Here is a 25,304-nt window from a genome sequence, read left to right as displayed (position 1 = left end):
GATTCTCTCTCGAGAAAGGCCTGAAGTGAACAAGACTCCCGTAAAGGTTGCAGTTACCGGTGCCGCCGGACAGATCGCTTACTCCCTGCTCTTCCGCATTGCCAGCGGTTCGGTTTTCGGCCCTGAGACCCCGGTTGAGTTGAACCTGCTGGAGATCACTCCGGCGCTGCACGCCACCGAAGGCGTCGCCATGGAGCTGTTTGACTCCGCCTTCCCGCTTCTGACTGGCATCAACATCACCGATGATCCGGCAAAGGCATTCGACGGTGCCAACGCCGCCTTCCTGGTCGGTGCAAAGCCGCGCGGCAAGGGCGAGGAGCGCTCCGCACTGCTGGGCGCCAACGGCAAGATCTTCGGCCCGCAGGGTGCTGCACTGAATGATCACGCAGCAGACGACATCAAGGTTCTGGTTGTCGGCAACCCGGCCAACACCAACACCATGATTGCCGCATCCCACGCTAAGGACATCCCGGCAGAGCGCTTCACCGCCATGATGCGCCTGGACCACAACCGCTCCCTGTCTCAGCTGTCGGAAAAGATTGGTGTTCCGACCACTGAGATCAAGAACATGATTGTCTGGGGTAACCACTCCGCAGACCAGTTCCCGGACATCACCTACGCCACCATTGCAGGCGAGAAGGTCTCCGACAAGGTGGACGCTGCGTGGGTCGAGCAGGACTTCATTCCGCGTGTCGCCAAGCGTGGCGCAGAAATCATCGAGGTCCGTGGTTCCTCCTCCGCAGCTTCCGCTGCCGCAGCCGCAGTTGACCACATGCGTGACTGGGTCACGGGTACCCCAGAGGGCGAGTGGGTCTCTGTCGCCCTTCCGTCCGATGGCTCCTACGGCATCGACGAGGGCCTGGTCGCTGGTGTTCCGTGCTACGCCAAGGACGGCGAGTGGGTTCGCGTTGAGGGCCTGGATCTCTCCGAGGTTCAGCGCGCTGGCATCGAGCGCAACGTCAAGGCACTGCGCGAAGAGCGCGAGGCTGTTAAGGACCTGCTGGTCTAAGAGCTGTTCAACGGCCGTTTAGAGGCGCTCTCTTGTGATGATTTCACAAGAGAGCGTTTTTATTTTGCGCGGTAATCGCGGTTTGGCTCGGAGCGGGAGAAAGGCTTGAATTAGGCGGTGTATAAGTCGCTGATGGCAGATATGGGTGGGGCGCAAGGGCCGTCGTAAAGCCCCTGGAAAACCAAATCCGGGCAAGGCGCTAAGATGTGACGCGTGACTGAGAACAACGTGGACCTAAACAGAGCAGATAAGTTGCCCAAGTCGTGGAACCCGGCTGACGTGGAGTCGGACCTGTACCAGGGCTGGGTAGATGCTGGCTATTTCGAGGCTGATCCGTCTAGCTCCAAGCCGGCTTACTCTATTGTGCTGCCCCCGCCGAATGTGACGGGTCAGCTGCACATGGGCCACGCACTGGACCACACTTTGATGGATGCGCTGGTGCGCCGTAAGCGCATGCAGGGCTACGAGGTGCTGTGGCTGCCGGGTATGGACCACGCGGGTATCGCAACGCAGACCAAGGTCGAGGCGATGCTGAAGGAGTCCGAAGGTAAGGACCGCTTCGATTATGGCCGCGAGGAATTCGTGGAGAAGGTCTGGGAGTGGAAGCACGATTACGGCGGACGTATCGGCAACCAGATGCGCCAGATTGGTGACTCCCTGGATTGGTCCCGTGAGCGCTTCACTCTGGACGAGGGCCTGTCCCGTGCGGTTCAGACGATTTTTAAGGAACTGTTTGACCGCGGCCTGATTTACCGCGCCAAGCGCATGGTTAACTGGTCTCCGGTGCTGCAGACTGCAATCTCGGATATTGAGGTCAAGTACGAGGACGCTGAAGGCGAGCTCGTCTCCTTCCGCTACGGCGATGGGGAAGACTCCATTGTTGTGGCGACGACTCGTGTGGAGACGATGCTGGGCGACGTGGCAATTGCCGTGCACCCGGAGGATGAGCGCTACACGCACCTGGTGGGCAAGGTTTTGGACCACCCGTTCCGCGAGGACCTGAAGATTCAGGTCATCGCCGATGACTATGTGGACCGCGAGTTCGGTACCGGTGCGGTGAAGATCACGCCGGCACACGATCCGAATGACTTCGCCATGGGCCAGCGCCACGACCTGGATATGCCGGAGGTCATTGACACCACTGGCCGTATCTTCAACACTGGCACGCGTTTCGACGGCATGGATCGTGCGGAAGCCCGTACTGCGCTGACGGAGGCGCTGCGTGAGCAGGGGCGCATTGTCAAGGAGGTCCGCCCGTACGTTCACTCGGTCGGCCACTCGGAGCGCTCGGGTGAGCCGATTGAGCCGCTGCTGAGCCTGCAGTGGTTCGTTAAGGTCGATGAGCTGGCCAAGATGTCCGGCGATGCTGTTCGCGAGGGCGACACGGTTATTCACCCAGCTTCGCAGGAGCCGCGCTGGTTCGATTGGGTCGATGACATGCACGACTGGTGTATTTCCCGCCAGCTGTGGTGGGGCCACCGCATCCCGATTTGGTACGGCCCGAATGGCGAGGTCGTCTGTGTCGGCCCGGATGATGAGGTTCCGACGGGGGAGGGCTGGACGCAGGATCCGGACGTGCTGGATACCTGGTTCTCGTCTGCGCTGTGGCCGTTTTCCACGATGGGTTGGCCGGAAGCCACCCCAGAGCTGGAGAAGTTCTACCCGACATCCGTACTGGTTACCGGCTATGACATTCTGTTCTTCTGGGTCGCGCGCATGATGATGTTCTCGACCTTTGCTGCCACCCTGGCTGATTCACCGCTGGGTAAGGGGCGCGACGGTCGTCCGCAGGTGCCGTTTAAGGATGTCTTCCTGCACGGTCTGGTCCGCGATGAGCAGGGCCGCAAGATGTCGAAGTCCCTCGGCAATGGCATTGACCCGCTGGACTGGGTCCGTGACTACGGTGCGGACGCACTTCGCTTCACGCTGGCGCGTGGCGCTAACCCGGGCTCTGACCTGCCGGTCGGTAATGACGCCGCTCAGAGCTCCCGTAACTTCGCCACCAAGCTGTTCAACGCCACCCGCTTTGCGCTGATGAACGGGGCCCACGTGGGCGAGCTGCCGGACCGCGACCAGCTCACCGACACCGACCGCTGGATCCTGGACCGCCTGGAACAGGTCCGCGCCGAGGTTGACGCTGCGCTGGATAAGTACGAGTTCTCCAAGGCCAACGAGGCCCTCTACCACTTCGCATGGGACGAGGTCTGTGACTGGTACCTGGAGATGACCAAGGTTGACTTCCCGCGCCTGAACGACGGCGAGACCATGACCGAGGAGCAGGCCGCCCGCGCCGCCTCCACGCGTCTGGTTCTCGGCCGCGTGCTGGATACGCTGCTGCGTCTGCTGCACCCGTCCATGCCGTTCGTCACGGAGACGCTGTGGAAGGCGCTTACCGACGGCGCGGAGGGCTTCGAGGACTCTCTGGTTATTTCCGCCTGGCCGGATGCCACCATGACCACCGACGGCGCTGCTGTCGACGAGGTTGCCGCACGTCGTATTGCCGATGCCCAGAAGTTGGTCACCGAGCTGCGTCGTTTCCGCAATGACCAGGGTGTGAAGCCGTCGCAGCGCGTACCGGCACGCATGAACCTGGCGGATGCTGATCTGACTGCTCAGGAAGAGATGATTCGTTCGCTGGCTCGTGCTGAGGCACCGGAGGATGGATTCACCGCTACCGCTTCCATTGAGGTGCGTCTGTCTCAGGCCACGGTCCTGATCGAGCTGGATACCTCCGGCACCGTCGACGTGGCCGCTGAACGCAAGCGCCTGGAAAAAGACCTGGCCAAGGCCGAGAAGGAACTGGCCGGCACCGAAAAGAAGCTCGGCAACGAGGCCTTCCTGTCCAAGGCTCCGGAGCAAGTCGTGGAGAAGATTAAGACTCGCCACCAGTTCGCACTGGAGGAGATTGACCGCATTAAGGCTCGTTTGGAGGGACTTCCGCAGGCATGACCGAACCACGGGATATCGAACCTCGGGGTGCTGAATCACACGATGAGATTGCAGGGGAGATTCGTTTGAATCTTGGCGGCGAGGACGATTCGGTGGCGCAGGAAGAGTCTGCGGTGCGAGAAGAGTCCACCGCAGCGCCTGAGTTCGAATTCGATCCGGCTGACTCCCAGATCGTCGAGGACCTTGAGCCTCGCGAAATCGCCGGTGTGATGGCCGATGACCGCATGCCCGATGACATGCGCCTCGGTGAGGTCTCCGTGTCCGAGGAAGGCCTGAGCCTGCCGGTCGATGTGGACCGCCCAGTCAACGAGCCGGCTCCGCTGGAGGCCACCGCAGAGGAGCTGCGCGAGCTCGCAGAGGTGGAAGCCGAGCTGGATCAGCGCTGGCCGGAGACCAAGATTGACCCATCGCTCGAGCGGATCGAGATGCTGATGGACATCCTTGGCCATCCCGAGCGTGCCACTCCAGTCATTCACGTTGCCGGCACGAATGGCAAGACTTCCACTGTGCGCATGATTGAGTCGTTGGTGCGCGCTCTCGGTCGTCGCACCGGCCGCACCACCAGTCCGCATCTGCAGCTGGTTACCGAGCGCATCGCCATCGATGGCCAGCCCATTCATCCACGCGATTACGTGCGCATCTGGCGCGAGATTCAGCCCTACGTGGAAATGGCTGATGCCAAGTCCGCCGAAAAGGGCGGCCCGCAGATGAGTAAGTTCGAGGTTCTCACGGCCATGGCCTACGCTGCCTTCGCCGACGCTCCTGTTGATGTCGCCGTGGTGGAAGTCGGCATGGGTGGCACATGGGATGCGACCAACGTGGTGGAGGCCGACGTGGCAGTCATCTGCCCAATCGGTCTCGATCACACGGAGTACCTCGGAGATACCCTGGCTGAAATCGCTTCTGAGAAGGCCGGCATCATCAAGTCGCGGTGGAATAAGGACGACTTGCTTACGCCACCGGACAATGTCGCCATTGTCGGCGAGCAAGAGCCGGAAGCAATGGACGTCGTTTTGCGACGTGCCGTGGAAATGGATGCCTCCGTCGCCCGCGCTGGAGTTGAGTACGGCGTCGTCAGTCATCAGCTGGCGGTCGGCGGACAGAACCTGACGCTCAAGGGCCTGGCCGGCGAGTATGACGACATCCATCTGCCGCTGCACGGTCCGCATCAGGCGCGTAACGCAGCCACAGCACTGGCTGCGGTGGAGGCGTTCTTCGGCGCAGGTCCGGGGCGTCCGCTCAACATTGATGCGGTTCGCGAAGGCTTTGCGACGGTCGCATCGCCAGGCCGCCTGGAGCGCGTGCGCTCGACCCCGACGGTGTTCATCGATGCCGCCCACAATCCTCACGGTGCCCGTGCGCTACGCACGGCCCTCTCCGCTGAGTTCGACTTCCGCCGTGTGATTGGTGTGCTGTCGGTGCTGGGGGAGAAGGATGCTCGTGGGCTGCTGGTGGAGCTGGAGCCTTACTTCGAAGAAGTGGTTATTACCCAGAACACATCGCCGCGTGCGCTGCACTACGACGACCTGGCTGACCTCGCGGAGGAGATTTTCGGCGAGGAGCGCGTGCATCGCGTACCGACTCTGCCGTCCGCCGTTGAGCTAGCTGTAGCGCTGGCTGAGGAAACCGACACCGGAGACGGTATTGTCTCTGGTTCCGGTGTGATCGTCACTGGATCTGTTGTCACTGCGGGCGAAGCCCGGACACTATTTGGAAAGGACCCGCAATGAGTGAATCTCAGGCGAGCCAGCCACAGGGCAATGGCGCGGAGGATTACACCGCTGCCGACCGCGAGGCCCTGCGCGCCTACCGCGAGGGGCGTGACCTGAGTGAGGGCGGCAAGTATGGCCCGCTCGGTGCGGGACACGATCCGGCTAAGGACCCGCTGAAGGGTCTGCGCGGTGTTATGTCCGGCACGCTGATTATGCAGGCTATTTCGGTGCTGCTTGGTCTGACTGTGGTCACGCGCATTCCCGACGGCCAGATTAACCAGACCTTCTCGGTTACGTACATCACCATCCTGGGCCTGGCTCTGATTGCGATGGCTTTCCTGCAGAAGCAGCCTTGGGCACTGAAGGCGAACATTGTGCTGCAGGTCTTTGGTGTGCTGGCTATCTTCACGCACGTGTCTATGGGCGTGGTGGGTATTTTCTTCGCCCTGGTGTGGGCCTACATTCTGCATCTGCGGAAGAACCTCCTCCAGCGTATGGAGCGCGGTCTGTTGACCACCCAGCACTCGTAAGTCTCCCGCGCTCGTAGTCGCGACTTTCACCCCGCTGTACCACCACTCCGGTGCAGCGGGGTTTGTCATAGTATGATGCTCACCATGACTGAACGTACTCTTATTCTGATCAAGCCGGACGGCGTTTCCCGCGGTCTGGTCGGCGAAGTTATCTCCCGCATCGAGCGCAAGGGCCTGAAGCTGGTCGCGCTTGACCTCCGTGTTGCTGACGAGGCAACTGCGAAGGAGCACTACGCAGAGCACGTCGATAAGCCGTTCTTTGGTGAGCTGGTTGATTTCATCACCTCTGCACCGCTGGTCGCTGGTGTTATCGAGGGCCCGAACGCAATCGCTGCTTGGCGTCAGCTCGCTGGCGGCACCAACCCGGTTGAGGCCGCAACCCCGGGCTCCATCCGCGGTGACTTCGCACTTGAGGTTGCTAACAACGTTGTTCACGGTTCCGATTCTCCGGAGTCCGCTGAGCGCGAGATTGGTATTTGGTTCCCGAACCTCTAAACGTTGACGGTTCAGCATTGACCCGTGAGCGTTGAACTGGCGCCGAACTGAGCAAGCAATTGTTTGCTGGTTCGGCGCTTTTTGCTTGTCGACGACCGTGGGGCGGCCCTTCAGCGGGCTGCACGTGGGAATGCGGGCACGGGCTGCAAATGTGAAACTGTAGGAGTTTATGACACTTTCCGGCAATTTTTCAGGCCATTTCTGTCATAAACGCAGTCAGTAACTCGGATTGCCCCGCCGCCGCCAATGTCGGTGCGCGCCACCTGCTCGATATGTGCGACAATGGACAGCAGCAGTAGTGCCCGGGAGTTCGCTCCGGTGGATGAAACATTCCGCATGTGATCGCTGAATCCCTGAGTCAGCCGGAAGGCCTGCCAATAAGACTTTCATAATTGTTCATCGTTTTCGGCCCTCTATCTGCGCATTTGGCGCAAATGAAGTGGCTGTCGCAACATCGTTGCTCCGCCCGGTTTCCAAGGCCACAACGGATGTAGGCGCACATGGAATGACAAAGAGTGTGCTTCCTGTTGTCGGGTTTTGCGTGGTGGGGTGTCAAGGAGAAACAAATACAGTGGCAAATTTCAGCCAGGATGTTGTCGCTAAGGCACGCGAATTTGATCGTGAGTCAGCGGCTCTGAAAACCCGAGTCCACCACCTGGCCAAGAGCTTGGGGTTGACCTCGAAGGAAACCATCGAAGCACTGGGGCACGCGGGGATCGTCGTAAAGTCCGCTGCGTCCACCATTAATCAAAATCAGCTCGACGCAGTGCTGAATTTCATCGGCGATCATCCAGAGGATGCCTCGCTTGACGACGGATCCGCTGCGACCAAGCCAACCGGCGAAAAGCCAGCCGCGAAGGAAAAACAGTCGGCAGGTAAGCCGAACGCGGCAGATGAGAAGTCAGACGAGCAAACTGCAGCTAAGTCCGAGAAGAAGCCAGCTGCGAAGAAGAGCGGCAAGAAGTCGGCTGCGAAGAAGGACACAAAGAAGGCTGCGCCGAAGGCAGAAAAGAAGGCCGACCAGAAGGCAGCTCAGAGCGAAGCGGAGTCGGACGCAGCGCCTGCCGAGGAAGTGACCGAGAAGAAGGACACCAAGAAGTCCTCGGCTAAGAAATCCTCGGCAAACCAGAGCGCAGAGAAGCAGGCTGAAGAGAAGCAGAGCGCAGAGAAGAAGAGCACGACTAAGAAGCGAGCAACGCGTAAGCGGGCTGTGAAGAAGACCGCTGGCGCTCCGGAAGAAACCGCTGCGAAGGACGAGCAGAAGGACTCGAACTCGGTCGTCGAGGAAGCTGTTGAGGCTGTAGTTCAGTCGTCGTCGAAGAAGGCTGCAGATAAGAATGCTTCCGATAAGAAGGCTGCCGACACCGTAGCCGAGACCGCTGAGAAAACCTTCGCTGAGGAAGCTTCCGCCGAAGCACCTGCTGCAAAGAGCGCTGCAGTGACCACACGTCGTGGTCGCCGAGTTCGCCGTGCGGTCCGCACGACCAGCGCTCCAGCAGCAGAGGAAATTCAGGAAGCGCAAGAGCCGCAGAAAACGCAAGAGCCGCAGGATACGCAGGCAACTCAGAGCGAAGCCCTGCAGGACATCGAGCCGCCGGTAGTCCCGGAGCCGCCGGTTGCGGAAGAGCAGACCGCGTTTGCGCCTATCTTCCTGGCGCCGCAGGCTGTTCCGGCCTCGGCCAAGGATTCGGCCACCGAGGATGCTGCTTCGGCTGACAGCGGTGCCTCCAACCAGGGCACCGATGACAACGCGGGGGAGGGGCAGGACGGCTCGTCGTCAAGCGAAACGGAGCGTCAGCCGCGCCCGCGTCGTCGCCGTCGTGGACGTGGGCGTCGTAATGATGACGCGCAACAAGCGGAGAAGACCACCGAAAACACAGAGCGCGAGGAAGAGGAAACCCGCGATGAGGTCGAGGAACCGCAGGCGATTAAGGGATCGACTCGCCTGGAGGCGCAGCGACGTCGCCGTATCGAGCGTCGTGAGGAATCGCGCAAGCGCCACGTAATCTCGGAGGCGGAATTCCTGGCTCGTCGTGAGTCGGTGGAGCGCACGATGGTGGTGCGTGAGCGCAAGCGCCATGACCACGCGGGCATTGTCACTGAGGTGGGTGTGCTGGAAGATGACCTGCTGGTCGAGCACTTCGTTACCTCTGACACGCAGACCACGCAGATCGGCAATATCTACCTCGGTCGCGTGCAGAACGTCCTGCCCAGCATGGAAGCGGCGTTCATCGATATCGGAACCGACCGCAACGGTGTCATTTACGTAGGTGACCTGAACTGGAAGCTGCTGGGCACGAAGTCGCGTTCGCGCAAGATTGAACATGCGCTGAAGGCCGGCGACCAGATTTTGGTCCAGGTGTCCAAGGACCCGATTGGTCACAAGGGTGCGCGTCTGACCACCCACATTTCGATGGCTGGTCGATTCCTGGTGTACGTGCCGGGCGGCCGGAGCGCGGGTATTTCCCGCAAGCTGCCGGAGCCGGAGCGCAAGCGCCTGAAGTCGATTCTGAGCGAGGTTACGCCGGAGGGCTCGGGCACGATTATCCGTACCGCAGCCGAGGGTGTGTCCAAGGAGGCCATCGAGGCCGACATCAAGCGCTTGGAGTCGCAGTGGCAGGAGATCTGGGAAGCCTCCGAGGCAGCGAAGGCGAAGCGTGGAGCAAAGCCGATTGCGCTGTACGAAGAGCCAGACATGCTGGTCAAGGTCGTCCGCGACGTCTTCAACGAGGACTTCTCGCGTCTCGTGGTGGAGGGCGATCGCCCGTGGAACACAGTGACGGACTACATCGGCGACCTGGCGCCGGAGCTGGAGCCGCGACTGCAGCGCTACTTCGCCAAGGAGCACGGCGGCGCCGATGTCTTCGAGCACTTCCGCATCGATGAGCAGCTGGCCAAGGCACTCGACCGCAAGGTCTGGCTGCCTTCGGGCGGCACGCTGGTCATCGACCGCACCGAGGCCATGACGGTCATCGACGTCAACACCGGTAAGTTCACCGGCGCTGGCGGAAACCTGGAAGAGACGGTCACTCGCAACAACCTGGAGGCCGCTGAGGAAATCGTCCGCCAGATGCGTCTGCGGGATCTGGGCGGCATGATTGTCGTCGATTTTATCGACATGGTGCTGCCGGAAAACCAGGATTTGGTGCTGCGCCGTCTGAAGGAGGCCCTGGGCCGCGACCGCTCGCGTCACGAGGTCTCCGAGGTCACCTCGCTCGGCCTCGTCCAGATGACGCGCAAGCGTCTGGGCACAGGCCTGCTGGAGACCTTCTCCACGCCGTGTAGCTGCTGCAATGGCCGCGGTCTGATTATCCACATCGATCCGGTTGAGCAGGACAATCAGGGCCGTGGCCACAAGAATGGCCGTCGCAACGACGAGCAGGACAAGTCCAAGCGCCGCAACAAGTCGCGCTCGGAGCACAATCCGGCCAACCACCCGGCCGCGCTGGCCATGCACCGCGATCAGGGCGACCAGGCAGGCTCTTCCACGGCAACGCGTGACGACGACGCGGAGACCAACCAGCGCGACAAAGACGCAGCCGACAAGCGTGTCGCAGCTGCTGTCGAAGCTGTCATTGTCTCTTCTGAGAACGATGAGCCGAAGCCGCCGCGTCGTCGCCGGGTTCGTAAGAGCCAGGGCCGAAACGATGAGCAGCGACAGAACGGCCGTGGCCGTCAGGAGCGCCGCGAGCGTACTGAGCAATCGGAGAACTCCAATGACCTAGCTGCTCTGGCTGCCGCAGCTGTTGCGGAAGCCCGTGAGAAGGACCCAGAGGAGCCGTCGGATGACCGTTACATGCCGCAGGAGGGGCAGCGCCGCCGCCGGGCTACGCGTCGCAGGGTAGCGGAGCATGTTGCCGTTGATTCGGCTGCACGCGACGCTGATGACCGCGACGAAGAATATGGTGATCGTCGCAAGCGTTCGGAGCGCCCGACCCGTGCTGAGCGTGCCGAGCGCACCGATAACGGTGGCTCCGGTGGAGGCCGTGGCGAGGCTGAACGCTCCAGCAGCGCTAGCGCTCGACGTCGCCGTCGTCGCGCTGTGCGTCGTAGTGCTGTGGATGAAACCACTGCGCCTCAGGCTGAGTCTCAGGCAGCTTCCACCACAGATGTGAGGGAGCCAGCCAAGGATGGCAAGAGCGGCAACGCTAACAAGACCGGTAAGGCTGTGGCCGAGGAGTCCCAGACCTATGAGGAGGCGAAGGAGGCGTTCGAGCGTTCTCCACGCCGTCGTCGTCCGACGCGCGGTAACTCCCGCTCGGATCGCGCACCGCGTCGCGAGGACTTCGAGTCCACTAAGCCAAAGGCGGACGCTGAAGGCAGCAAGGGTGGAGATCGTGCGAAAGACAACCGCGATGACAGCAACCGCAGCGCCAACCGCAGTGGCGGTGGACGCCGCTCGGGCAAGTCACGGGTTGAGGTCGTAGCAGTCCAGGGCACGGGAGCTCGCCGTAATCGCCGTCGGGCGGTGCGCAGGGTCTCGTCGCAAAGCGATGCCGAAGCGACTGCGCCGAAGCAGCGACAGGGCGCTTCAAACCGCGCTACTAAGCCAGAGCAGAAGCAGGCTAATCGCGGTGCTGCGGCGCCGGAGTCGAAACCGGCCAATCGTCGTCGCCGCGTGCGTCGTGCGGTGCGCCGAAGTGGCCAGAACTAGGTACTGGAAACCTGGAGTAAGACCAGATAGAAGACTGTTTTCCGTTCCCTAAAGCAGGGGGTGGAAAGTGGCTTCGGAAACTGCCCGGGAAGACCGTGAAAACCAATGGGGGACAGGGTCTTACTCGGGCAGTTTGTAATTTAGGGGGATTTTTCGCTACTCTTGACCAGTCGCTGATTAGTAGGCGTATCTGGTCATGCCCACTGGTGCTTGAGGCGCTGGTGGTAAGGAAACGGCCAGAGCGGGGAAATCTACTCGGATTTGGCTTTCGGGTATGTCCCTGAAGTGTTCTGCACACGCAACTAATCGCAATTCCATTGTCCAGTCAAGGAATTACAAAGATTCCTTGAGTCGAGTTTCTCAGATAAAGGGGTAGCCCTCCTATGTACGCGATCGTCAAGACCGGCGGCAAGCAGTACAAGGTTGCCGAAGGTGACCTCGTCAAGGTCGAGAAGATCGAGGGTGAGCCGGGTTCGTCCGTGGCTCTCACCCCGGTTCTGCTCGTCGATGGCGCAGATGTCATTGCGGATGCCGACAAGCTTGCCAACGTTACCGTTAACGCAGAGATCGTCGAGGCCGCTAAGGGCCCGAAGATCCGCGGCATGCACTACAAGAACAAGACTGGCTACAAGCGCCGCTACGGCCACCGTCAGCCGCTCACTGTTCTGAAGATCACCGGCGTCTCCAAGTAAACCGCCGAAATTCCAATTAGCTTTTCCCTAGGAGAAAATCATGGCTACTAAGAAGGGTGCATCCAGCACCAGCAACGGCCGCGACTCCGAAGCTAAGCGCCTCGGCGTGAAGCGCTTCGGCGGCCAGCAGGTTAAGGCAGGCGAGATTCTCGTTCGTCAGCGCGGTACCTCGTTCCACCCGGGTGAGAACGTTGGCCGTGGCGGCGACGACACTCTCTTCGCTCTGAAGGCAGGCGCAGTCGAGTTCGGTACCCGCCGTAACCGCCGCATTGTCAGCATCGTTGAGAATAACTCCTAGGAACAACCCTCGGTTGTCCACATAGGATTACTGCAACGTTGAATTTGAGGCAGGTTTAACTGCCTTGCTGAAGAGCCGATTCCTTTCCCACTGCGAAAGGTAATCGGCTCTTTTGTTGTTTATGTACTGTTTCGCGCTGTTAGGTTGCGAGGCAGCGTTTTGTTACCGCCTAGACTTCTGCCCACCGGCTCGCTTAAATTAGGGCATTACTCCAGGCACTAGATGATGGCTCTCCGCTCGGAAGTGTGTGTGATTTTATGTCTCGTTTTGTAGATCGTGTCGTACTGCATTTGCAGGCCGGCGACGGTGGTCACGGCTGTAACTCGGTGCTGCGTGAAAAGTTCAAGCCACTCGGCGGTCCCGATGGCGGCAACGGCGGCCACGGTGGAGACATTGTGCTGGTCGTCGACCCGCAGATTCACACTCTGATGGACTTCCACTTCCATCCCCACATCAAGGCTGCCAACGGTAAGCCCGGCGCGGGTGACCACCGCAATGGTGCTCGTGGTGAGGATTTGGTTCTCGGAGTGCCGGAGGGCACGGTTGTGATGACCGAGGATGGGGAAGTGCTGGCGGACATGACCGGTAAGGGGGCCCGCTTCATCGCTGCTGAAGGCGGTTACGGTGGCTTGGGTAACGCAGCGCTGGCGAACAAAAACCGCCGTGCGCCGGGCTTTGCTCTTCTCGGTGAGCCGGGTGAGGCCAAGGATCTTGTCTTGGAGCTCAAATCCATGGCAGACGTTGGACTGGTGGGCTTCCCGTCAGCCGGAAAGTCCTCACTGGTTAGCACCTTGAGCGCTGCTAAGCCGAAGATTGGTGACTATCCATTTACCACGCTGCAGCCGAACCTGGGTGTAGTCAACGTTGGCTACGAGTCCTTCACCATCGCAGATGTGCCGGGTCTTATCCCGGGGGCTTCTGAAGGCCGTGGTCTTGGGTTGGATTTCCTGCGTCACATTGAGCGCTGCGCTGTGCTCGTGCATGTGGTTGACGCTGCTGCTCTGGAGGGCGACCGCGATCCGGTCTCTGACATCAAGGCGTTGGAGACGGAACTCGCCAACTACCAGTCGGTGCTGAAGGCCGACGTGGGGCTTGGGGATCTCGCAGAGCGTCCGCGCGTCATCGTGCTGAACAAGATTGACCTGCCCGATGCTCGCGAGATGATTGACATGCAGCGCGAGGAGTTGGAGAAGTTCGGCTGGCCGATTTATGAGATCTCTACGGTGACGCACGAGGGACTCAAGGAGCTGACCTACGGCCTGAAGGATCAGATTGCCGCCTACCGCAAGGCGCATCCGTTGCCAACAGAGCAGGAGCCCCGTGCGGTCATCCGTCCGGAAGGTGTGCGCGGCAAGAAGCGCGAAGGCGCGGACTTCACCATCGAGCGCGATCCGAATACCCCAGATGGGTTCATTGTGCGTGGCCGTAAGCCGGAACGCTGGATTAACCAGACGGACTTCGAAAACGACGAGGCAGTCGGCTACTTGGCTGACCGCCTGGCCAAGCTTGGTGTAGAAGATGCCCTGGCAAAGGCTGGGGCAACGGTTGGCTGCCCGGTGACGATTTCCTATCTCACCTTCGAGTGGTACCCGCAGCAGGTCGCGGGCACCGATGACTTCGTGCCGAGTGGCCGTGGTACCGACGATCGTCTCTACGTCAACGAGCGCACTAGCGCTGAGCAGCGTAAGCGTGCATCGCAGGCCCGCCGTGGTCTGATTGACGAGTACGATTTCGGGGATGGCGAAGAGGCTATTCGCGACCGGTACTCATAGTCGCGGGCGCCAGCGTCGTCGGCAAGCGAAGACTTCAAACTTGCATTTTGTCACTGATTGTTTAAACAATTATATAGTCAGAATTACATTAGACCGTCATGTTTTCCATTAGTGAAATGAGTGAGTCAGTTATCCCTTCCGACACCGTTGCCAACGATGTTGACGTCACTGGAGCAGATGCATTAGATGCCCCGGTAGCTACCGCGCCGAAGTCTGAATCGGACGCGCCGATTTCCCGTGAGGAGGTCGACGAGCTGCTTCACAACAATCCCGAATCCACCGTCGCTGAGATTGAAAAGGCGACTGAGAATTTATCTCCGGGAACCAAAGGCGGTTTCGATTCCGAGACTCGTGAGGCAATTCGGACTGCGAAGCGTGTCGTGGTGAAGATTGGTTCTTCCTCGCTGACCGGATCTGACGGTCGTACCGATCCCGAACGCATCGACTTCATTGCCGATGCCCTGGAAAAGCGTATGGGCTTTAGCGATGTCATCGTCGTGTCCTCCGGCGCAGTGGCATCCGGAATGGGACCGCTGGGGCTGACTTCGCGTCCCACTGATTTGGCGACCAAGCAGGCGGCTGCAGCGGTGGGGCAGGTGCGCCTGGCACAGGAGTGGGGACGCTCCTTCCTGCGCTATGGCCGCACTTCTGCGCAGGTGCTTTTGACCTCGGACGATGCAGGTGTGCGTTCGCGTGCCCGCAACGCTCAGCGCACTATCGACCGCCTGCGCCAGCTGGGTGCAGTGCCAATTGTCAACGAAAATGACACGGTCGCGACCTCGGAGTTCCGCTTCGGCGACAACGACCGCCTGGCCGCCCTGGTCAGTCACCTGGCGTACTGCGATGCACTGATTCTGCTTTCCGACGTCGACGGCCTCTACGACCGTAACCCGGCCGATCCAGGTGCAACCTTTGTGCCAGAGGTGCGCAGCGGTAACGACTTGCGTGGTGTTATCGCCGGTGACGGTGGGGCACTGGGCACCGGTGGAATGGCCTCGAAGGTGTCTGCCGCACGCCTGGCTTCGCGTGCTGGGGTGCCGGTGCTGCTGACTTCGGCGTCCAACATTGAGCGAGCACTTGACCAGGCAGACGTGGGAACCGCTTTCGCCGCGAAGGACAACCGCTTGAGCGCCTGGAAGTTCTGGATGCTCTACGCAGCGGATAGCTCGGGCCTGCTTCGCCTGGATGCCGGCGCGGTCGACGCTGTGACCCGCATGCGCAAGTCGCTGCTCCCGGTCGGTATCACCTCGGTTGACGGTGAGTTCTCCGCTGGTGACATCGTCGACCTGATTGGCCCGAGCGGTGAGGTCATCGGACGCGGCGAGGTCAACTATGACTCTGAAGAACTGCTGGGCATGATCGGCTACCACACCGAGGAATTGCCGAATGACATGCAGAAGCCTGTCGTCCATGCCGACTACCTGTCGGATTTCGCCTCCCGCGCTTAGGAGAGCGTTGCGCTGAGAGCTGCAGCGCTTAAAGACGCGCACCTGGGCGCGCCCGGACAGAGGTGCCTCGGCAAAGACCGGCTGAGTGGGGACTAGCTGAGTGCGGACTGGCTGGGGGAGGAGTGCCTGAGCGCGGACTGCCTGGATGAGGAACTTTCGGGCATAATCCTAAGTGTGTTATCGAAAATTATTGGCGTCATCGGCGAGTTGCTCTTGACCGCTGGAGTGCTGGTGGCGCTCTTCGCCTTTTATCTGCTGTACTGGTCTGGTCTTGAAACCGGGAAAGCTCAGCAGCAGGCTCGTGATGAGCTGCAGCAGGCATGGTCCGCACCGGCATCGGCCTCAGCTCCGGCGCCAGAAGGCACGGAGCCAGCTGTTGAGGGCTCCTGGGTGCCTGGCTCTGCGGTGGCGATGATTTCCGCTCCTAAGGCCGGTTTTAGCGATTTGGTCGTATTCGAAGGTGTCTCTCAGGAAGTTTTGCGCGGTGGCCCCGGCCATTATCCGAGCACAGCCCTTCCGGGGCAGGTGGGCAACAGCTCTTATGCCGCCCATCGTGACGGCCACGGAGCTCCCTTTGACAACATTGACCGCCTGCAGACGTGCGATGACATCACTGTAGAGACGCGTGAAGCTATTTACCGCTACAAGGTATTACCGGTCGACGGTAAGGCTGGCGCAGGGGAAAGCTTCGACTGCGTGCCAGAAGGAACTAACGTCCCCGAGATTCCCGGCCAGCACATTGTCACTCCAGACCGCGCCGATGTCCTCAATCCGGTCGGTGACGCGACTCTACTTACGCTGACTACCTGCCATCCGCAGTGGGACAACACTCATCGGCTCATTATTCACGCGGTTCTCGCCGGTGTTGAGACCAAGGAGGTCAACTAGATGTACGCAGCTTTTTGGCGATCCCTGCCGGGGCCGTGGTGGGTGAAAGCGATCATCGCCATCGTGATTGCCGTCATCGTGTTCCTGCTGTTGATGAATTACATCTTTCCTTGGGTTGCTGAGTTAATTCCCTCAAATGATGTCTCACTCTAGTTATGCTGGTAGGCATGACTGCTCAAACGAACGAAACTGCTAACACCAATCAACAGGGCATTGCCGAGGATTCGGCTCTTAGCCCGGAGCGTGCTGCTGAGCGCGCCGAGGTTTTAGATAAGGCACAGCGTGCCAAGGCTGTCGCGGGAGAGCTGGCTCGCTTTACGTCGGCACGCAAGAACGAGCTCCTGCTGGCCGCAGCAGACGCGCTGGTCGCCCGTACTGAAGAGATCCTGGTGGCCAATGCCAAGGACATCGAGGCCGGTAAGGCCCGTGGTTTTAGTGACTCCCTGCTGGATCGCCTGCGCCTTGACGCCGCTCGTGTTGAGGGTATTGCCGGTGGGCTTCGTCAGGTTGCGGCCCTGCCGGATCCGGTAGGCGAGGTGCTGCGGGGCAGCACTCTTCCTAACGGCATTAAGCTTTCCCAGGTCAGCGTTCCGCTGGGCGTGATGGGCATGGTCTACGAGGCTCGCCCGAACGTTACTGTCGATGCCTTTGGTCTGGCGCTGAAGTCGGGCAACGTGGCCTTGCTGCGTGGCTCCAAGTCGGCCGTCCACTCCAACACGCAGCTGGTCGAGGTTTTGCGTGAGGTGCTGGCCAACCACGATGCACCGGAGGACCTTGTTCAGCTGCTGCCGTGTGAGACCCACGATTCCGTGCAGGATCTCATCACTGCCCGCGGCCTGGTTGACGTAGTGATTCCGCGCGGCGGTGCCGGTCTGATTGAGGCCGTCGTGACGAAGGCAACGGTGCCGACCATTGAGACCGGTACCGGTAACTGCCACATCTACATCGATGCTTCCGCCGATATCGACGAGGCGATTGCGCTGATGATTAACGGCAAGACCCGCCGTCCGAGCGTCTGTAACGCCACTGAAACGGTTCTCATTGACGCGGCGCTGTCCGCGCAGGATCAGGTCCGCATTTTGGACGCGCTTGCCGACGCGGGCGTTGCGGTCCACGGCGATGTCGATAATCTGGCGGCCTCTGGATGGACCGGTGAGGTCATTCCTGCGACGGCGGAAGACTGGTCGGATGAGTACCTCTCGCTAGACATTGCCGCACGCATTGTCGACGGTGTGGTGGCCGCGACGGATCACATCACTGAGTACTCCTCGGGCCACACGGAAGCTATCTCTGCACGTGACTGGGGCGTGTGCCAGGAGTTCGTCGACCGTGTTGATGCTGCCGCTGTCAGCGTCAATGCCTCCACTGCGTTCACTGATGGTGAGCAGTACGGTTTCGGCGCAGAGATTGGTATTTCCACCCAGAAGCTGCACGCCCGTGGGCCCATGGGGCTGCCGGAGTTGACCAGCAGCAAGTGGGTTCTGGCTGGTCGTGGACAGACTCGTCCGTAGTGCCCGGGTAAAGTGCCAGTCATGATTAAGCGCAAGAAAAGTGTGCGGTCGCGAGTACACGCCGCGTTGACAGCGAAGTCGGCGGAAGCGCCCCGGCAGCGCATTGGCGTAATGGGTGGCACTTTTGACCCCATTCACAATGGTCACCTGGTTGCCGCCAGCGAGGTGGCAGACCGTTTTGACCTCGACTTTGTGCTTTTCGTGCCCACGGGTGAACCGTGGCAAAAGCGCGGCCGGAAGGTCTCTCACAGCGAAGACCGCTACCTGATGACGGTCATTGCCACTGCGTCGAACCCGCAGTTTTCGGTCTCGCGGGTTGATATTGATCGGCCGGGTGCGACCTATACCGTCGATACGCTGCGGGATTTGAAGGTCATCTATCCCAACGCGGATCTGTTCTTCATTACCGGTGCCGATGCGCTGCAGAAGATTATGACGTGGCGGGACTGGGAGGAGATGTTCGACGCAGCAACGTTCGTCGGTGTCACTCGTCCAGGGGTTCACCTGCGGGCAGAGGACCTGGAAGGAATCGACGCTTCACGGTTGCACCTCATCGAGATTCCCGCGATGGCTATTTCTTCTACCGATTGTCGAAAGCGTGCGGAGGCAGGACGCCCTGTTTGGTACTTGGTGCCGGATGGCGTGGTGCAGTACATCGCTAAGCGTGGTTTGTACCAGTCTGCTGAGGGCACGGTTGGTTCTGTGGGGCCCGCATCGGTGAACTCGGCCTCCGAGGATGCGGCGCCGGTGGATGCCGCGCCGGAGGATGCGAAGTCCGATACCGACGACTGAAAGTTAGCAAAATCCCGCTGAGACGGTAAGTTACAAGTACAAACGCTGTTTTTCACGACTTTTAAATCACAAGGAGCTGAAGTCTTTCGTGACTGCACAACCACGCGCCATTGAGCTGGCGACCGCCGCGGCGAAGGCCGCCGATAGCAAAAAGGGTGAGGACGTCGTTGTTCTCGATGTCTCTGGCCCGGTGGTGATTACGGACGCATTCGTCCTGGTCAGTGCTGACAATGAGCGTCTGGTTGCCGCAATCGTCGACGAAATTGAGGACGATCTGCGTGACCTCGGCGCAAAGCCGGTTCGCCGCGAAGGTGTCCGTGAGGGACGTTGGGCGCTGCTGGATTACGGCGACATTGTCGTGCATGTCTTCCGCAGTGAAGAACGCGACTTCTACGGCCTGGATCGACTGTGGCGCGATTGCCCGCGCATCGAGGTCGAGGGCATCGAGCAGCCGAGCAACGAGGACGGCGAAGATTCCGCCCGCAATGCTCGTTCTATCGACGAGATTCCGCTGGCTGCCGAAAACCCGGACACGGACGAGTTTTAATTGTGGCGGGCTCACGCGAGGCACATGTTGCCGCTCGACGTCGCCTGATTATGCTGCGGCACGGGCAGACATCGTATAACGCTACCGGCCGCATTCAGGGACAGCTGGACACGCAGCTTTCCGACGTTGGCCGCGAGCAAGCCCGTACTGCGGCGCGGTACCTGGCGGAGGCTGAACCGCGAATCACAAAAATCGTGTCCTCCGACCTGACCCGGGCAGCCGACACCGCCCGTGCGCTAGCTGAGGCCACCGGTGCAGAGTTGAGTTTTGATAAGCGCCTGCGTGAGACCAACCTCGGTGAATGGCAAGAGCGCACCTACGACGAGATTGACTCCGCGTTTCCCGGTATGCGTGACCACTGGCGCCATAATCTCAACTGGGCGCCCAAGGGCGGCGAGACCCGCTTTGAGGTTTCCAACCGAATGCTGGCGGTCATTGCTGAGCTAGCGGCCAACCCCGATTGGGAGTCGGATACCTTTGTGCTCGTATCCCACGGTGGTGCCATTGCTGCCGCTACCGCAGCCCTGCTGCAGATGCCGCGCGACTACTTCAGCACGTTCAACGGCCTGGGCAACACTGCGTGGGTCGAAATGGAGCAGCGCACGCGCGTCAATGGTGAAACCTCCTGGTACCTCAATGCTTTTAACGCGAAGGTCCGTGAGCGGGAGCCTCGGGTTTCTGACTCTTCAGGAGGCCGCCATGCCCGGTGACGGTCGCGTTCGCATTGTTGTCGATGACACCGCGTGTCTGATGCCTGAGGTTGCCCGCAAGCTCGACATCACCGTGGTTCCCATCGGCCATGACATCAATGAAGACGCCGTCACCACGTCGGCAGTCAGTCCACTGAAGCTGTGCGCCGCATATGCGCGTGCGCTGGAACGCTCCAACAAGGATGGTTCTGACGCTGGCGTTGTTGCCCTGCATCTTGGCAAGGGAATGTCCGCGACCTGGTCTAACGCTGTCACCGCTGCTGGTGCGCTGGACCGCGTGACCGTCATCGATACCGACACCGTCGGAGCTGGAGTCGGTGCCGCTGCCATCGCGGCAGCCAAGGCCGCGAGGGCCGGGGCCAGTCGTGATGAGGTTGCCGACGTCGCCCGTGATGTGCTGCAGCGCTATCGACTCTGGTTGTTCGTACCAAAGCTTGATTCGCTACGTCGTGGAGGTCGCATCTCCGCAGGCCAAGCAATGCTCTCTACGGCTCTCGCTATCAAGCCCATCGTCGGCATTAAAGATGGCTCACTGGCACTCGTCGCAAAGTGCCGGACAGAGGCGAAGGTCAAGCAGCGCATGGTGGATTTCGCCACGAAGATGGTGCGGTCCGCGTCATCGGCGAACCGTCCGCCTGCGGTATTGCTGCATCATTCCGACGCGCTTGACGACGTTCACGAGCTCCAGGCCATGCTTGCCGAAGAGCTACCCGACGATACCCGGTTTAGAATCCTCGATTTGCCGGAGTCTCTTACCGCTCATGTCGGACAGGGAGCCTATGCAGTTGGCATGGTCTCCGGTGGCTCGATTGATTCGGATGCCATGGATTTTGAAACAGAGATGGGCGTGACAGCGCTGCTCCACAGCGTGGAGGAGAGTGACGCGCCTGCTGTTGATGCTGAGGCTGCGGACACGGTGGAACACGATTCCGGGAACTTAGTCGATTCCGGTGACTCTGCTGACACGGATGGTTCGGCTGAAAACGCTGGCACCACGGACCCAGGTGAGCCAATCACCGACCAGGCTGCGGTGAAAGTAGTTGAGAATCCGGCTGCCAGTCGCAACCGCAATAAACGAATCCATCGCACAGTCGTGACTAATGAACAGGGAATTCCGCTTTTCACCACGGCGGTTTCTAAATTGCCAACGTGGAGTGAGAATCGCCAAGCAGCTCTGGATAAAGCTGAGCGTCTGGCGAAGGCTATCTCTGATTTGGCGCTGCGCGATAAGTCCGATCCCGAGGGAGCTGTATTTGGCACCGAAGGGGAGAAATCGCGGGAGTCGTCGTCAAGCAACAAGCGTGATGATGACGGCGACGAGAAGAAGAAGTAGTTGCTGAACTGCGAAGATGATGTGGCCTGTGGATAACCCCCACAGGCCAATTTTTATCCACAGATGGCGCCTCGATGAGTGCTTTCGTCGAGGTGGCATGTGGGGCGGGGCGCTAGTGTGCGCATCGTGACGAATTTGCGGAATCGGCTGGCGGACTATCTGGAACCGATTGATCAAGACAAGCGCATGGCGGTGGACTTTTCCACGCGCCGGGCGGTGGTGACGCCGCGGGTGGCGATGGCTGCGTGCATTGTGATTGCGGTGTTGGCCTTGGGAGTAATCGCTGCGGTGGTGTGGCCGTCGACGCCGCAGGTGGAGATGCCTGCGGTGCAGGACGCGGCTGTCGCGGGGACGACACCGGAGACGACCGAAACCCCAGCGGAGACGCCAGCCGGTGCGGGAAAGGAGACTAACGCTCAGGCACAGATGGGGCCGTTGATTGTGTCGGTGGTGGGATTGGTTGTGAATCCAGGCGTGGTGGAGGTGCCAGTGGGTGCGCGGGTGGTGGAGGCAATTGAGCGTGCGGGTGGGCTTTTGCCGGAGGCTAATCCTGCCAGCGTGAACCTGGCGGCACCGTTGGTAGATGGTCAACAGATTGTGGTTGGGACAGAGGCGCTGCCAGCAGGGACGGCGGAGGGCGGTTCCGATGTTTCTGGCGGTTCTGGCGCCGGTGCTGCAGGCGGGGCTGGCCCGGGTGGCTCTGACGGAAAGATCAACATCAACACCGCCACTGCTACGCAGCTGGAGGAATTGCCCGGAATTGGACCCGCAACGGCGACCAAAATCATCGACTTTCGTGAAAAGAACGGGCCTTTTGCGAGTATCGACGCACTTGAGGAGGTTCCGGGAATCGGCCCGGCTAAGGTAGAGGCTCTGCGCGATGCCGCCACCGTCTGACCTGCGCGCTCGTGCTGGGCTCGACGTGCGGCTAGTGCCAGCAGCGGTGTTGGCGTGGGCGACTGCGGTGGCAGTGATCATGCGCCCAGAATGGGCGATAGTTGTGGCACCAACCGCAATCGTGACTGCGGTGGTGTTGCCGTGGGCGTGGCAGCGTTGGTCGTGGCGATGGGGAAGAGGTGCGGTGACCTCCGGCTGGCGAGCAATCGTCACTATCGTGGTGCCAGCTGTGGCGGTGGCCAGTGTTGCGGTGGCCACGCGAATCCGCATAGCGCAAGCCCGAGCCCACGAGCTCTATGACGACATTGGCGGGATGTCGAAAGTGCAATTGCGCCTCGTCACCGAGCCGAAAGCTACCGAGTTCGGGGCCAGCGCGAAGGCCCGCATCGAGGGCCTTCCGGGGCAGGTGTCGGTTTTCGGAGACGAGTCACTGTTGGCGGTCACGAGAGACGCCGTAGTTGAATCCACAGCCGGTATACGTGCGGCCAGCAAACCCTGCATTAGTGGTATCCAGCTGAATCTGCGTGGCGATGTTGAGGTCATCGCGCCACCGCAGGGGCTGGCAGCTCAGGTGCGCCAGCAGCTCTTTGACTCGGCGCAGAATCTTCCCGTTGGTCCCGACCGCCTGATTCCCGCCATGGCCATCGGCGATGAGCGCGGCTTTAGCCTCAACGACGGCGACATGATGACTGCCTCTGGGCTTTCACATCTATCAGCAGTCTCTGGAGCGAACGTTGCGCTTGTTATCGGGGCTGTTGTGGCCGTGTTTTCGTGGGCTGGACCGCGGGTGCGCGTCGCAGTCGCCGCGCTTGCCCTGTATGGCTTTGTGGCAATTGTGGGTACAGAACCGTCAGTGCTACGCGCGGTGGTCACCGGCTGCATTGGGCTGTTGGCGATTCTTGTAGGACGAGCTGGCCAGGCCATCGCGGCGCTGTCGGCTGGCATTATTGGGTTGATTCTCCTGGCTCCAGACCTATCGGTATCAGTGGGCTTCGCCCTCTCGGTCGCAGCCACCGCCGGGTTAGTCCTTCTTGCCGAGCCCCTTGCCAGACGCCTGTCCGCCACCACCGTTATGGGTACCTGGCCCGCCCCAGTAGTCCGCGCCGTCGCCGTATCGATTGCCGCACACGTGGTCACCATGCCCGTGTTGGCGCTCCTTATCGGCGAGATCAGCCATGTCTCGCTGCTCGCCAATCTCCTCGCCGCGCCCGCCGTCGCACCGGTTACTATCGCTGGTTCGCTCGCTGCCGTTGCGGCCGCACTGCATCTCAATTGGCTGGTCAGTGCGTTGCTATGGTGCGCCGCGCCGTGCGCATGGTGGATTCATCAGGTCGCACGCCTCACCGCAGGAATCGTCGCGCCCGCCACTGGGGCGGTCACGTTGGTCGTTTCCTGCACTCTCACACTCACATGCTTGTCGACGCTCTGGGCGTGGCCCCGTCTTGCGCTCCGCGCTGGGGCCTTCGCTGCTGTCTTGGCAGCCGGTAGTTATGCCGTTATTTGGGTGTTCGGCCTCGACATTGCGCGTGCCCCACAGGGGTGGAAGCTTGCAGCCTGCGCTGAGAAGAACCAGATCGTTCTCATTCACGCGGGTACTGCCGGAGAACCCGCCAACCATGTTGCATCGGTTGGTTACCCTGCACCGACCCCGCTCAGCCGGCAGTGCCGAATTGCGCTCAGACTCACCGAGGGAGAGGCGGAGTACGTCCAGGTGCTCGATGACACCACCAATAACCCCACGACAGAAACCGTGGCGGTGGAGTCCCCGTCGTATATCGCTGAAGCCGTGCGCGGTCGACCGCTCCAATCGCACCGCTCACCCCAGTGGTTTATCGCCCGCGAGTGTGGTCCGCACGTGCGAGAAATTGTAATGACACCCGACCACATTCCCGTGGTGTGCCCGCAGCGAGATGGCCCACAAGCCCTGTATTCCAATGGTGAAGTCTGGCGAGGAAGGTGAAATCCGGGCTGTCCCGTAGGCTAGAAACAACAGTCGCAGGAATCAACGCGGAAAAGAGGTCGGGATTGAGCGCCGTCGCACCCGTGAATTTGATTGTGGGCAAAGAGGAGCTGCTGAAAGACCGCGCCCGCCTCGCCATTGTCGCTGCCGTCCGCGCGCAGGCAGCAACGGAGTCCGATCCGGGTGGACGCTCGGTGCCTGTGACCACCATCCGTGCAGGGGACATGACGGCTGTTGACGCGGTGGAGCTCTTCAGCCCCTCATTGTTTGGGGATGACCGGATCGTGGTTGTCACCGACTGCCAAGACGCCGGCAAAGAGCCTGCCAAGCTGTTGATGGATTCGGTTAAGGATCCCGCGCCGGGCATCACGTTGATTCTCCTTCACAGCGGTGAGGGACGTCAGAAAAAAATGGTCGCTGACCTGCGCAAATTAGGAGTCCGCTTCTTCGAGGCGCAACCGCTCAAGCGAAACGACTTGCCCGGTTTTGTTGGCGAAGAGTTCGCCTCACACGGGGTTAAGGTGCGTCGCGACGTCATCGATACCGTCCTGGATGCGGTCGGTTCAGACCTCCGCGAACTGGCGACTGCCATTTCCCAGCTGTGTGCGGATACCGCGGGCAAGGTCACCTCGGAAGCAGTGCGCACCTACTACGGTGCTTCGGCGGAGGTCTCGGGCTTTGAGATTGCCGAGCTCGCACTGCGCGGTCGCGGTGGGGAAGCGTTGGCCAAGATGCGCCGCGCCTTGCAGCTGGGAATGGCACCGGCACTGCTGTCGGCTGCAATCACGGGAATGGTCGGTGATGTAGCTCGGCTCCACGGCGCACGTGGCGTTAATGCTCGCAGGGATGCCCACCGCTATGGCATGCCGCCGTGGAAGTTGGAGAAAACTCAGCGGTTGGCTTCGGCCTGGTCAACTCCGGCGGTCGCTCGCGCTGTGGTTGTTGCGGCACAGCTGGATGCGGACACCAAGGGAGCCTCGTCGACTCCCGAGCTATCGCTGGAACAGTCGGTGCTTCGTGTCGCGGAGCTGGCCCATTCGTCCCATCGGCGTTAAAATTTACGGGCTGCAAATGTGAAACTGTGTGAGTTTATGACACTTTCAAGCC

General features: G+C 60.7%; 20 protein-coding genes. All 20 read left to right on the top strand.

The genetic code is table 11. The features are described from left to right. The first annotated feature begins 25 nt into the window (after positions 1 to 25). The 20 genes from QKE19_RS09535 to holA all read left to right on the top strand — a co-directional run bounded on the left by QKE19_RS09535 (position 26) and on the right by holA (position 25,252). Positions 26 to 1,009 (top strand): malate dehydrogenase, encoded by a 984-nt coding sequence (locus QKE19_RS09535; RefSeq protein WP_016422306.1) that lies wholly within the window; start codon positions 26 to 28, stop codon positions 1,007 to 1,009. A 213-nt stretch (positions 1,010 to 1,222) separates the two neighbouring features. Continuing rightward, positions 1,223 to 3,958, top strand: coding sequence for a valine--tRNA ligase (locus QKE19_RS09530; RefSeq protein WP_038628102.1), 2,736 nt, complete (start codon positions 1,223 to 1,225; stop codon positions 3,956 to 3,958). A 224-nt stretch (positions 3,959 to 4,182) separates the two neighbouring features. Further along, positions 4,183 to 5,688, top strand: a complete 1,506-nt coding sequence (locus tag QKE19_RS09525) for a folylpolyglutamate synthase/dihydrofolate synthase family protein (protein WP_347890880.1) — start codon at positions 4,183 to 4,185, stop codon at positions 5,686 to 5,688. After that, the gene (locus QKE19_RS09520; protein WP_049190860.1) at positions 5,685 to 6,200 is read left to right on the top strand and encodes a DUF4233 domain-containing protein; all 516 of its coding nucleotides are present in this window, start codon (positions 5,685 to 5,687) and stop codon (positions 6,198 to 6,200) included. Before QKE19_RS09525 ends, QKE19_RS09520 begins: the two co-directional genes overlap by 4 nt. Positions 6,201 to 6,284: 84 nt before the next feature. Then, entirely contained in the window at positions 6,285 to 6,695 is a 411-nt protein-coding gene (gene ndk, locus QKE19_RS09515) for a nucleoside-diphosphate kinase (protein WP_038629458.1), read from the top strand. Between the two features lie 571 nt (positions 6,696 to 7,266). Continuing rightward, the gene (locus QKE19_RS09510; protein ID WP_347890875.1) at positions 7,267 to 11,349 is read left to right on the top strand and encodes a translation initiation factor IF-2 N-terminal domain-containing protein; all 4,083 of its coding nucleotides are present in this window, start codon (positions 7,267 to 7,269) and stop codon (positions 11,347 to 11,349) included. 383 nt (positions 11,350 to 11,732) lie between these two features. Further along, positions 11,733 to 12,041: a 50S ribosomal protein L21 gene (gene rplU, locus QKE19_RS09505; RefSeq protein WP_005511541.1), complete on the top strand. Its 309-nt coding sequence runs from the start codon at positions 11,733 to 11,735 to the stop codon at positions 12,039 to 12,041. 40 nt (positions 12,042 to 12,081) lie between these two features. After that, a complete protein-coding gene (gene rpmA, locus QKE19_RS09500; RefSeq protein ID WP_016422312.1) occupies positions 12,082 to 12,339 on the top strand; it encodes a 50S ribosomal protein L27 in 258 nt (85 codons plus the stop codon). Between the two features lie 257 nt (positions 12,340 to 12,596). Next, positions 12,597 to 14,111, top strand: coding sequence for a GTPase ObgE (gene obgE / locus QKE19_RS09495; protein ID WP_070429496.1), 1,515 nt, complete (start codon positions 12,597 to 12,599; stop codon positions 14,109 to 14,111). A gap of 98 nt (positions 14,112 to 14,209) precedes the next feature. Then, positions 14,210 to 15,559 (top strand): glutamate 5-kinase, encoded by a 1,350-nt coding sequence (gene proB / locus QKE19_RS09490; protein ID WP_016422314.1) that lies wholly within the window; start codon positions 14,210 to 14,212, stop codon positions 15,557 to 15,559. A 174-nt stretch (positions 15,560 to 15,733) separates the two neighbouring features. Further along, the gene (locus QKE19_RS09485; protein ID WP_347890873.1) at positions 15,734 to 16,447 is read left to right on the top strand and encodes a class E sortase; all 714 of its coding nucleotides are present in this window, start codon (positions 15,734 to 15,736) and stop codon (positions 16,445 to 16,447) included. Beyond that, a complete protein-coding gene (locus QKE19_RS09480) occupies positions 16,448 to 16,600 on the top strand; it encodes a hypothetical protein (RefSeq protein WP_347890871.1) in 153 nt (50 codons plus the stop codon). Between the two features lie 14 nt (positions 16,601 to 16,614). After that, a complete protein-coding gene (locus QKE19_RS09475) occupies positions 16,615 to 17,958 on the top strand; it encodes a glutamate-5-semialdehyde dehydrogenase (protein WP_246822230.1) in 1,344 nt (447 codons plus the stop codon). A gap of 21 nt (positions 17,959 to 17,979) precedes the next feature. Next, positions 17,980 to 18,750, top strand: coding sequence for a nicotinate-nucleotide adenylyltransferase (nadD, locus tag QKE19_RS09470; protein ID WP_347890869.1), 771 nt, complete (start codon positions 17,980 to 17,982; stop codon positions 18,748 to 18,750). Positions 18,751 to 18,838: 88 nt separating this feature from the next. After that, positions 18,839 to 19,297, top strand: coding sequence for a ribosome silencing factor (gene rsfS / locus QKE19_RS09465; RefSeq protein ID WP_005511538.1), 459 nt, complete (start codon positions 18,839 to 18,841; stop codon positions 19,295 to 19,297). Between the two features lie 2 nt (positions 19,298 to 19,299). Then, positions 19,300 to 20,007: a histidine phosphatase family protein gene (locus QKE19_RS09460; RefSeq protein WP_272715676.1), complete on the top strand. Its 708-nt coding sequence runs from the start codon at positions 19,300 to 19,302 to the stop codon at positions 20,005 to 20,007. Continuing rightward, complete coding sequence (locus QKE19_RS09455) at positions 19,997 to 21,340, top strand: DegV family protein (RefSeq protein ID WP_070439396.1); 1,344 nt, start codon at positions 19,997 to 19,999, stop codon at positions 21,338 to 21,340. The genes QKE19_RS09460 and QKE19_RS09455 overlap by 11 nt, the downstream gene beginning before the upstream one ends. A 126-nt stretch (positions 21,341 to 21,466) precedes the next feature. Then, positions 21,467 to 22,237: a ComEA family DNA-binding protein gene (locus QKE19_RS09450; protein WP_241482456.1), complete on the top strand. Its 771-nt coding sequence runs from the start codon at positions 21,467 to 21,469 to the stop codon at positions 22,235 to 22,237. Beyond that, positions 22,221 to 24,197 carry a ComEC/Rec2 family competence protein gene (locus QKE19_RS09445; RefSeq protein ID WP_347890866.1) on the top strand — a complete coding sequence of 659 codons (1,977 nt, stop codon included), beginning with the start codon at positions 22,221 to 22,223 and terminating at the stop codon, positions 24,195 to 24,197. Before QKE19_RS09450 ends, QKE19_RS09445 begins: the two co-directional genes overlap by 17 nt. After that, positions 24,194 to 25,252 (top strand): DNA polymerase III subunit delta, encoded by a 1,059-nt coding sequence (gene holA / locus QKE19_RS09440; protein WP_347890865.1) that lies wholly within the window; start codon positions 24,194 to 24,196, stop codon positions 25,250 to 25,252. The genes QKE19_RS09445 and holA overlap by 4 nt, the downstream gene beginning before the upstream one ends. The last annotated feature ends 52 nt before the right edge of the window (positions 25,253 to 25,304 follow it).

It is taken from the genome of Corynebacterium sp. c8Ua_99, from assembly GCF_039907185.1.
Classification (GTDB): Bacteria; Actinomycetota; Actinomycetes; order Mycobacteriales; family Mycobacteriaceae; genus Corynebacterium; species Corynebacterium jeikeium_D.
The sequence above is the reverse complement of the archived record's forward strand: the minus strand, read 5'-3'. Positions and strand labels throughout refer to the sequence as shown.

What these genes read in the sequence shown, in the direction of transcription:
- QKE19_RS09525 (WP_347890880.1), top strand. Translation starts at nt 4,183, where the DNA reads ATGCCCGATGACATGCGCCTCGGTGAGGTCTCCGTGTCCGAGGAAGGC.
- rpmA (WP_016422312.1), top strand. Translation starts at nt 12,082, where the DNA reads ATGGCTACTAAGAAGGGTGCATCCAGCACCAGCAACGGCCGCGACTCC.
- nadD (WP_347890869.1), top strand. Translation starts at nt 17,980, where the DNA reads ATGATTAAGCGCAAGAAAAGTGTGCGGTCGCGAGTACACGCCGCGTTG.
- ndk (WP_038629458.1), top strand. Translation starts at nt 6,285, where the DNA reads ATGACTGAACGTACTCTTATTCTGATCAAGCCGGACGGCGTTTCCCGC.
- QKE19_RS09445 (WP_347890866.1), top strand. Translation starts at nt 22,221, where the DNA reads ATGCCGCCACCGTCTGACCTGCGCGCTCGTGCTGGGCTCGACGTGCGG.
- proB (WP_016422314.1), top strand. Translation starts at nt 14,210, where the DNA reads ATGTTTTCCATTAGTGAAATGAGTGAGTCAGTTATCCCTTCCGACACC.
- QKE19_RS09475 (WP_246822230.1), top strand. Translation starts at nt 16,615, where the DNA reads ATGACTGCTCAAACGAACGAAACTGCTAACACCAATCAACAGGGCATT.
- obgE (WP_070429496.1), top strand. Translation starts at nt 12,597, where the DNA reads ATGTCTCGTTTTGTAGATCGTGTCGTACTGCATTTGCAGGCCGGCGAC.
- QKE19_RS09455 (WP_070439396.1), top strand. Translation starts at nt 19,997, where the DNA reads ATGCCCGGTGACGGTCGCGTTCGCATTGTTGTCGATGACACCGCGTGT.
- QKE19_RS09480 (WP_347890871.1), top strand. Translation starts at nt 16,448, where the DNA reads ATGTACGCAGCTTTTTGGCGATCCCTGCCGGGGCCGTGGTGGGTGAAA.
- QKE19_RS09520 (WP_049190860.1), top strand. Translation starts at nt 5,685, where the DNA reads ATGAGTGAATCTCAGGCGAGCCAGCCACAGGGCAATGGCGCGGAGGAT.
- rplU (WP_005511541.1), top strand. Translation starts at nt 11,733, where the DNA reads ATGTACGCGATCGTCAAGACCGGCGGCAAGCAGTACAAGGTTGCCGAA.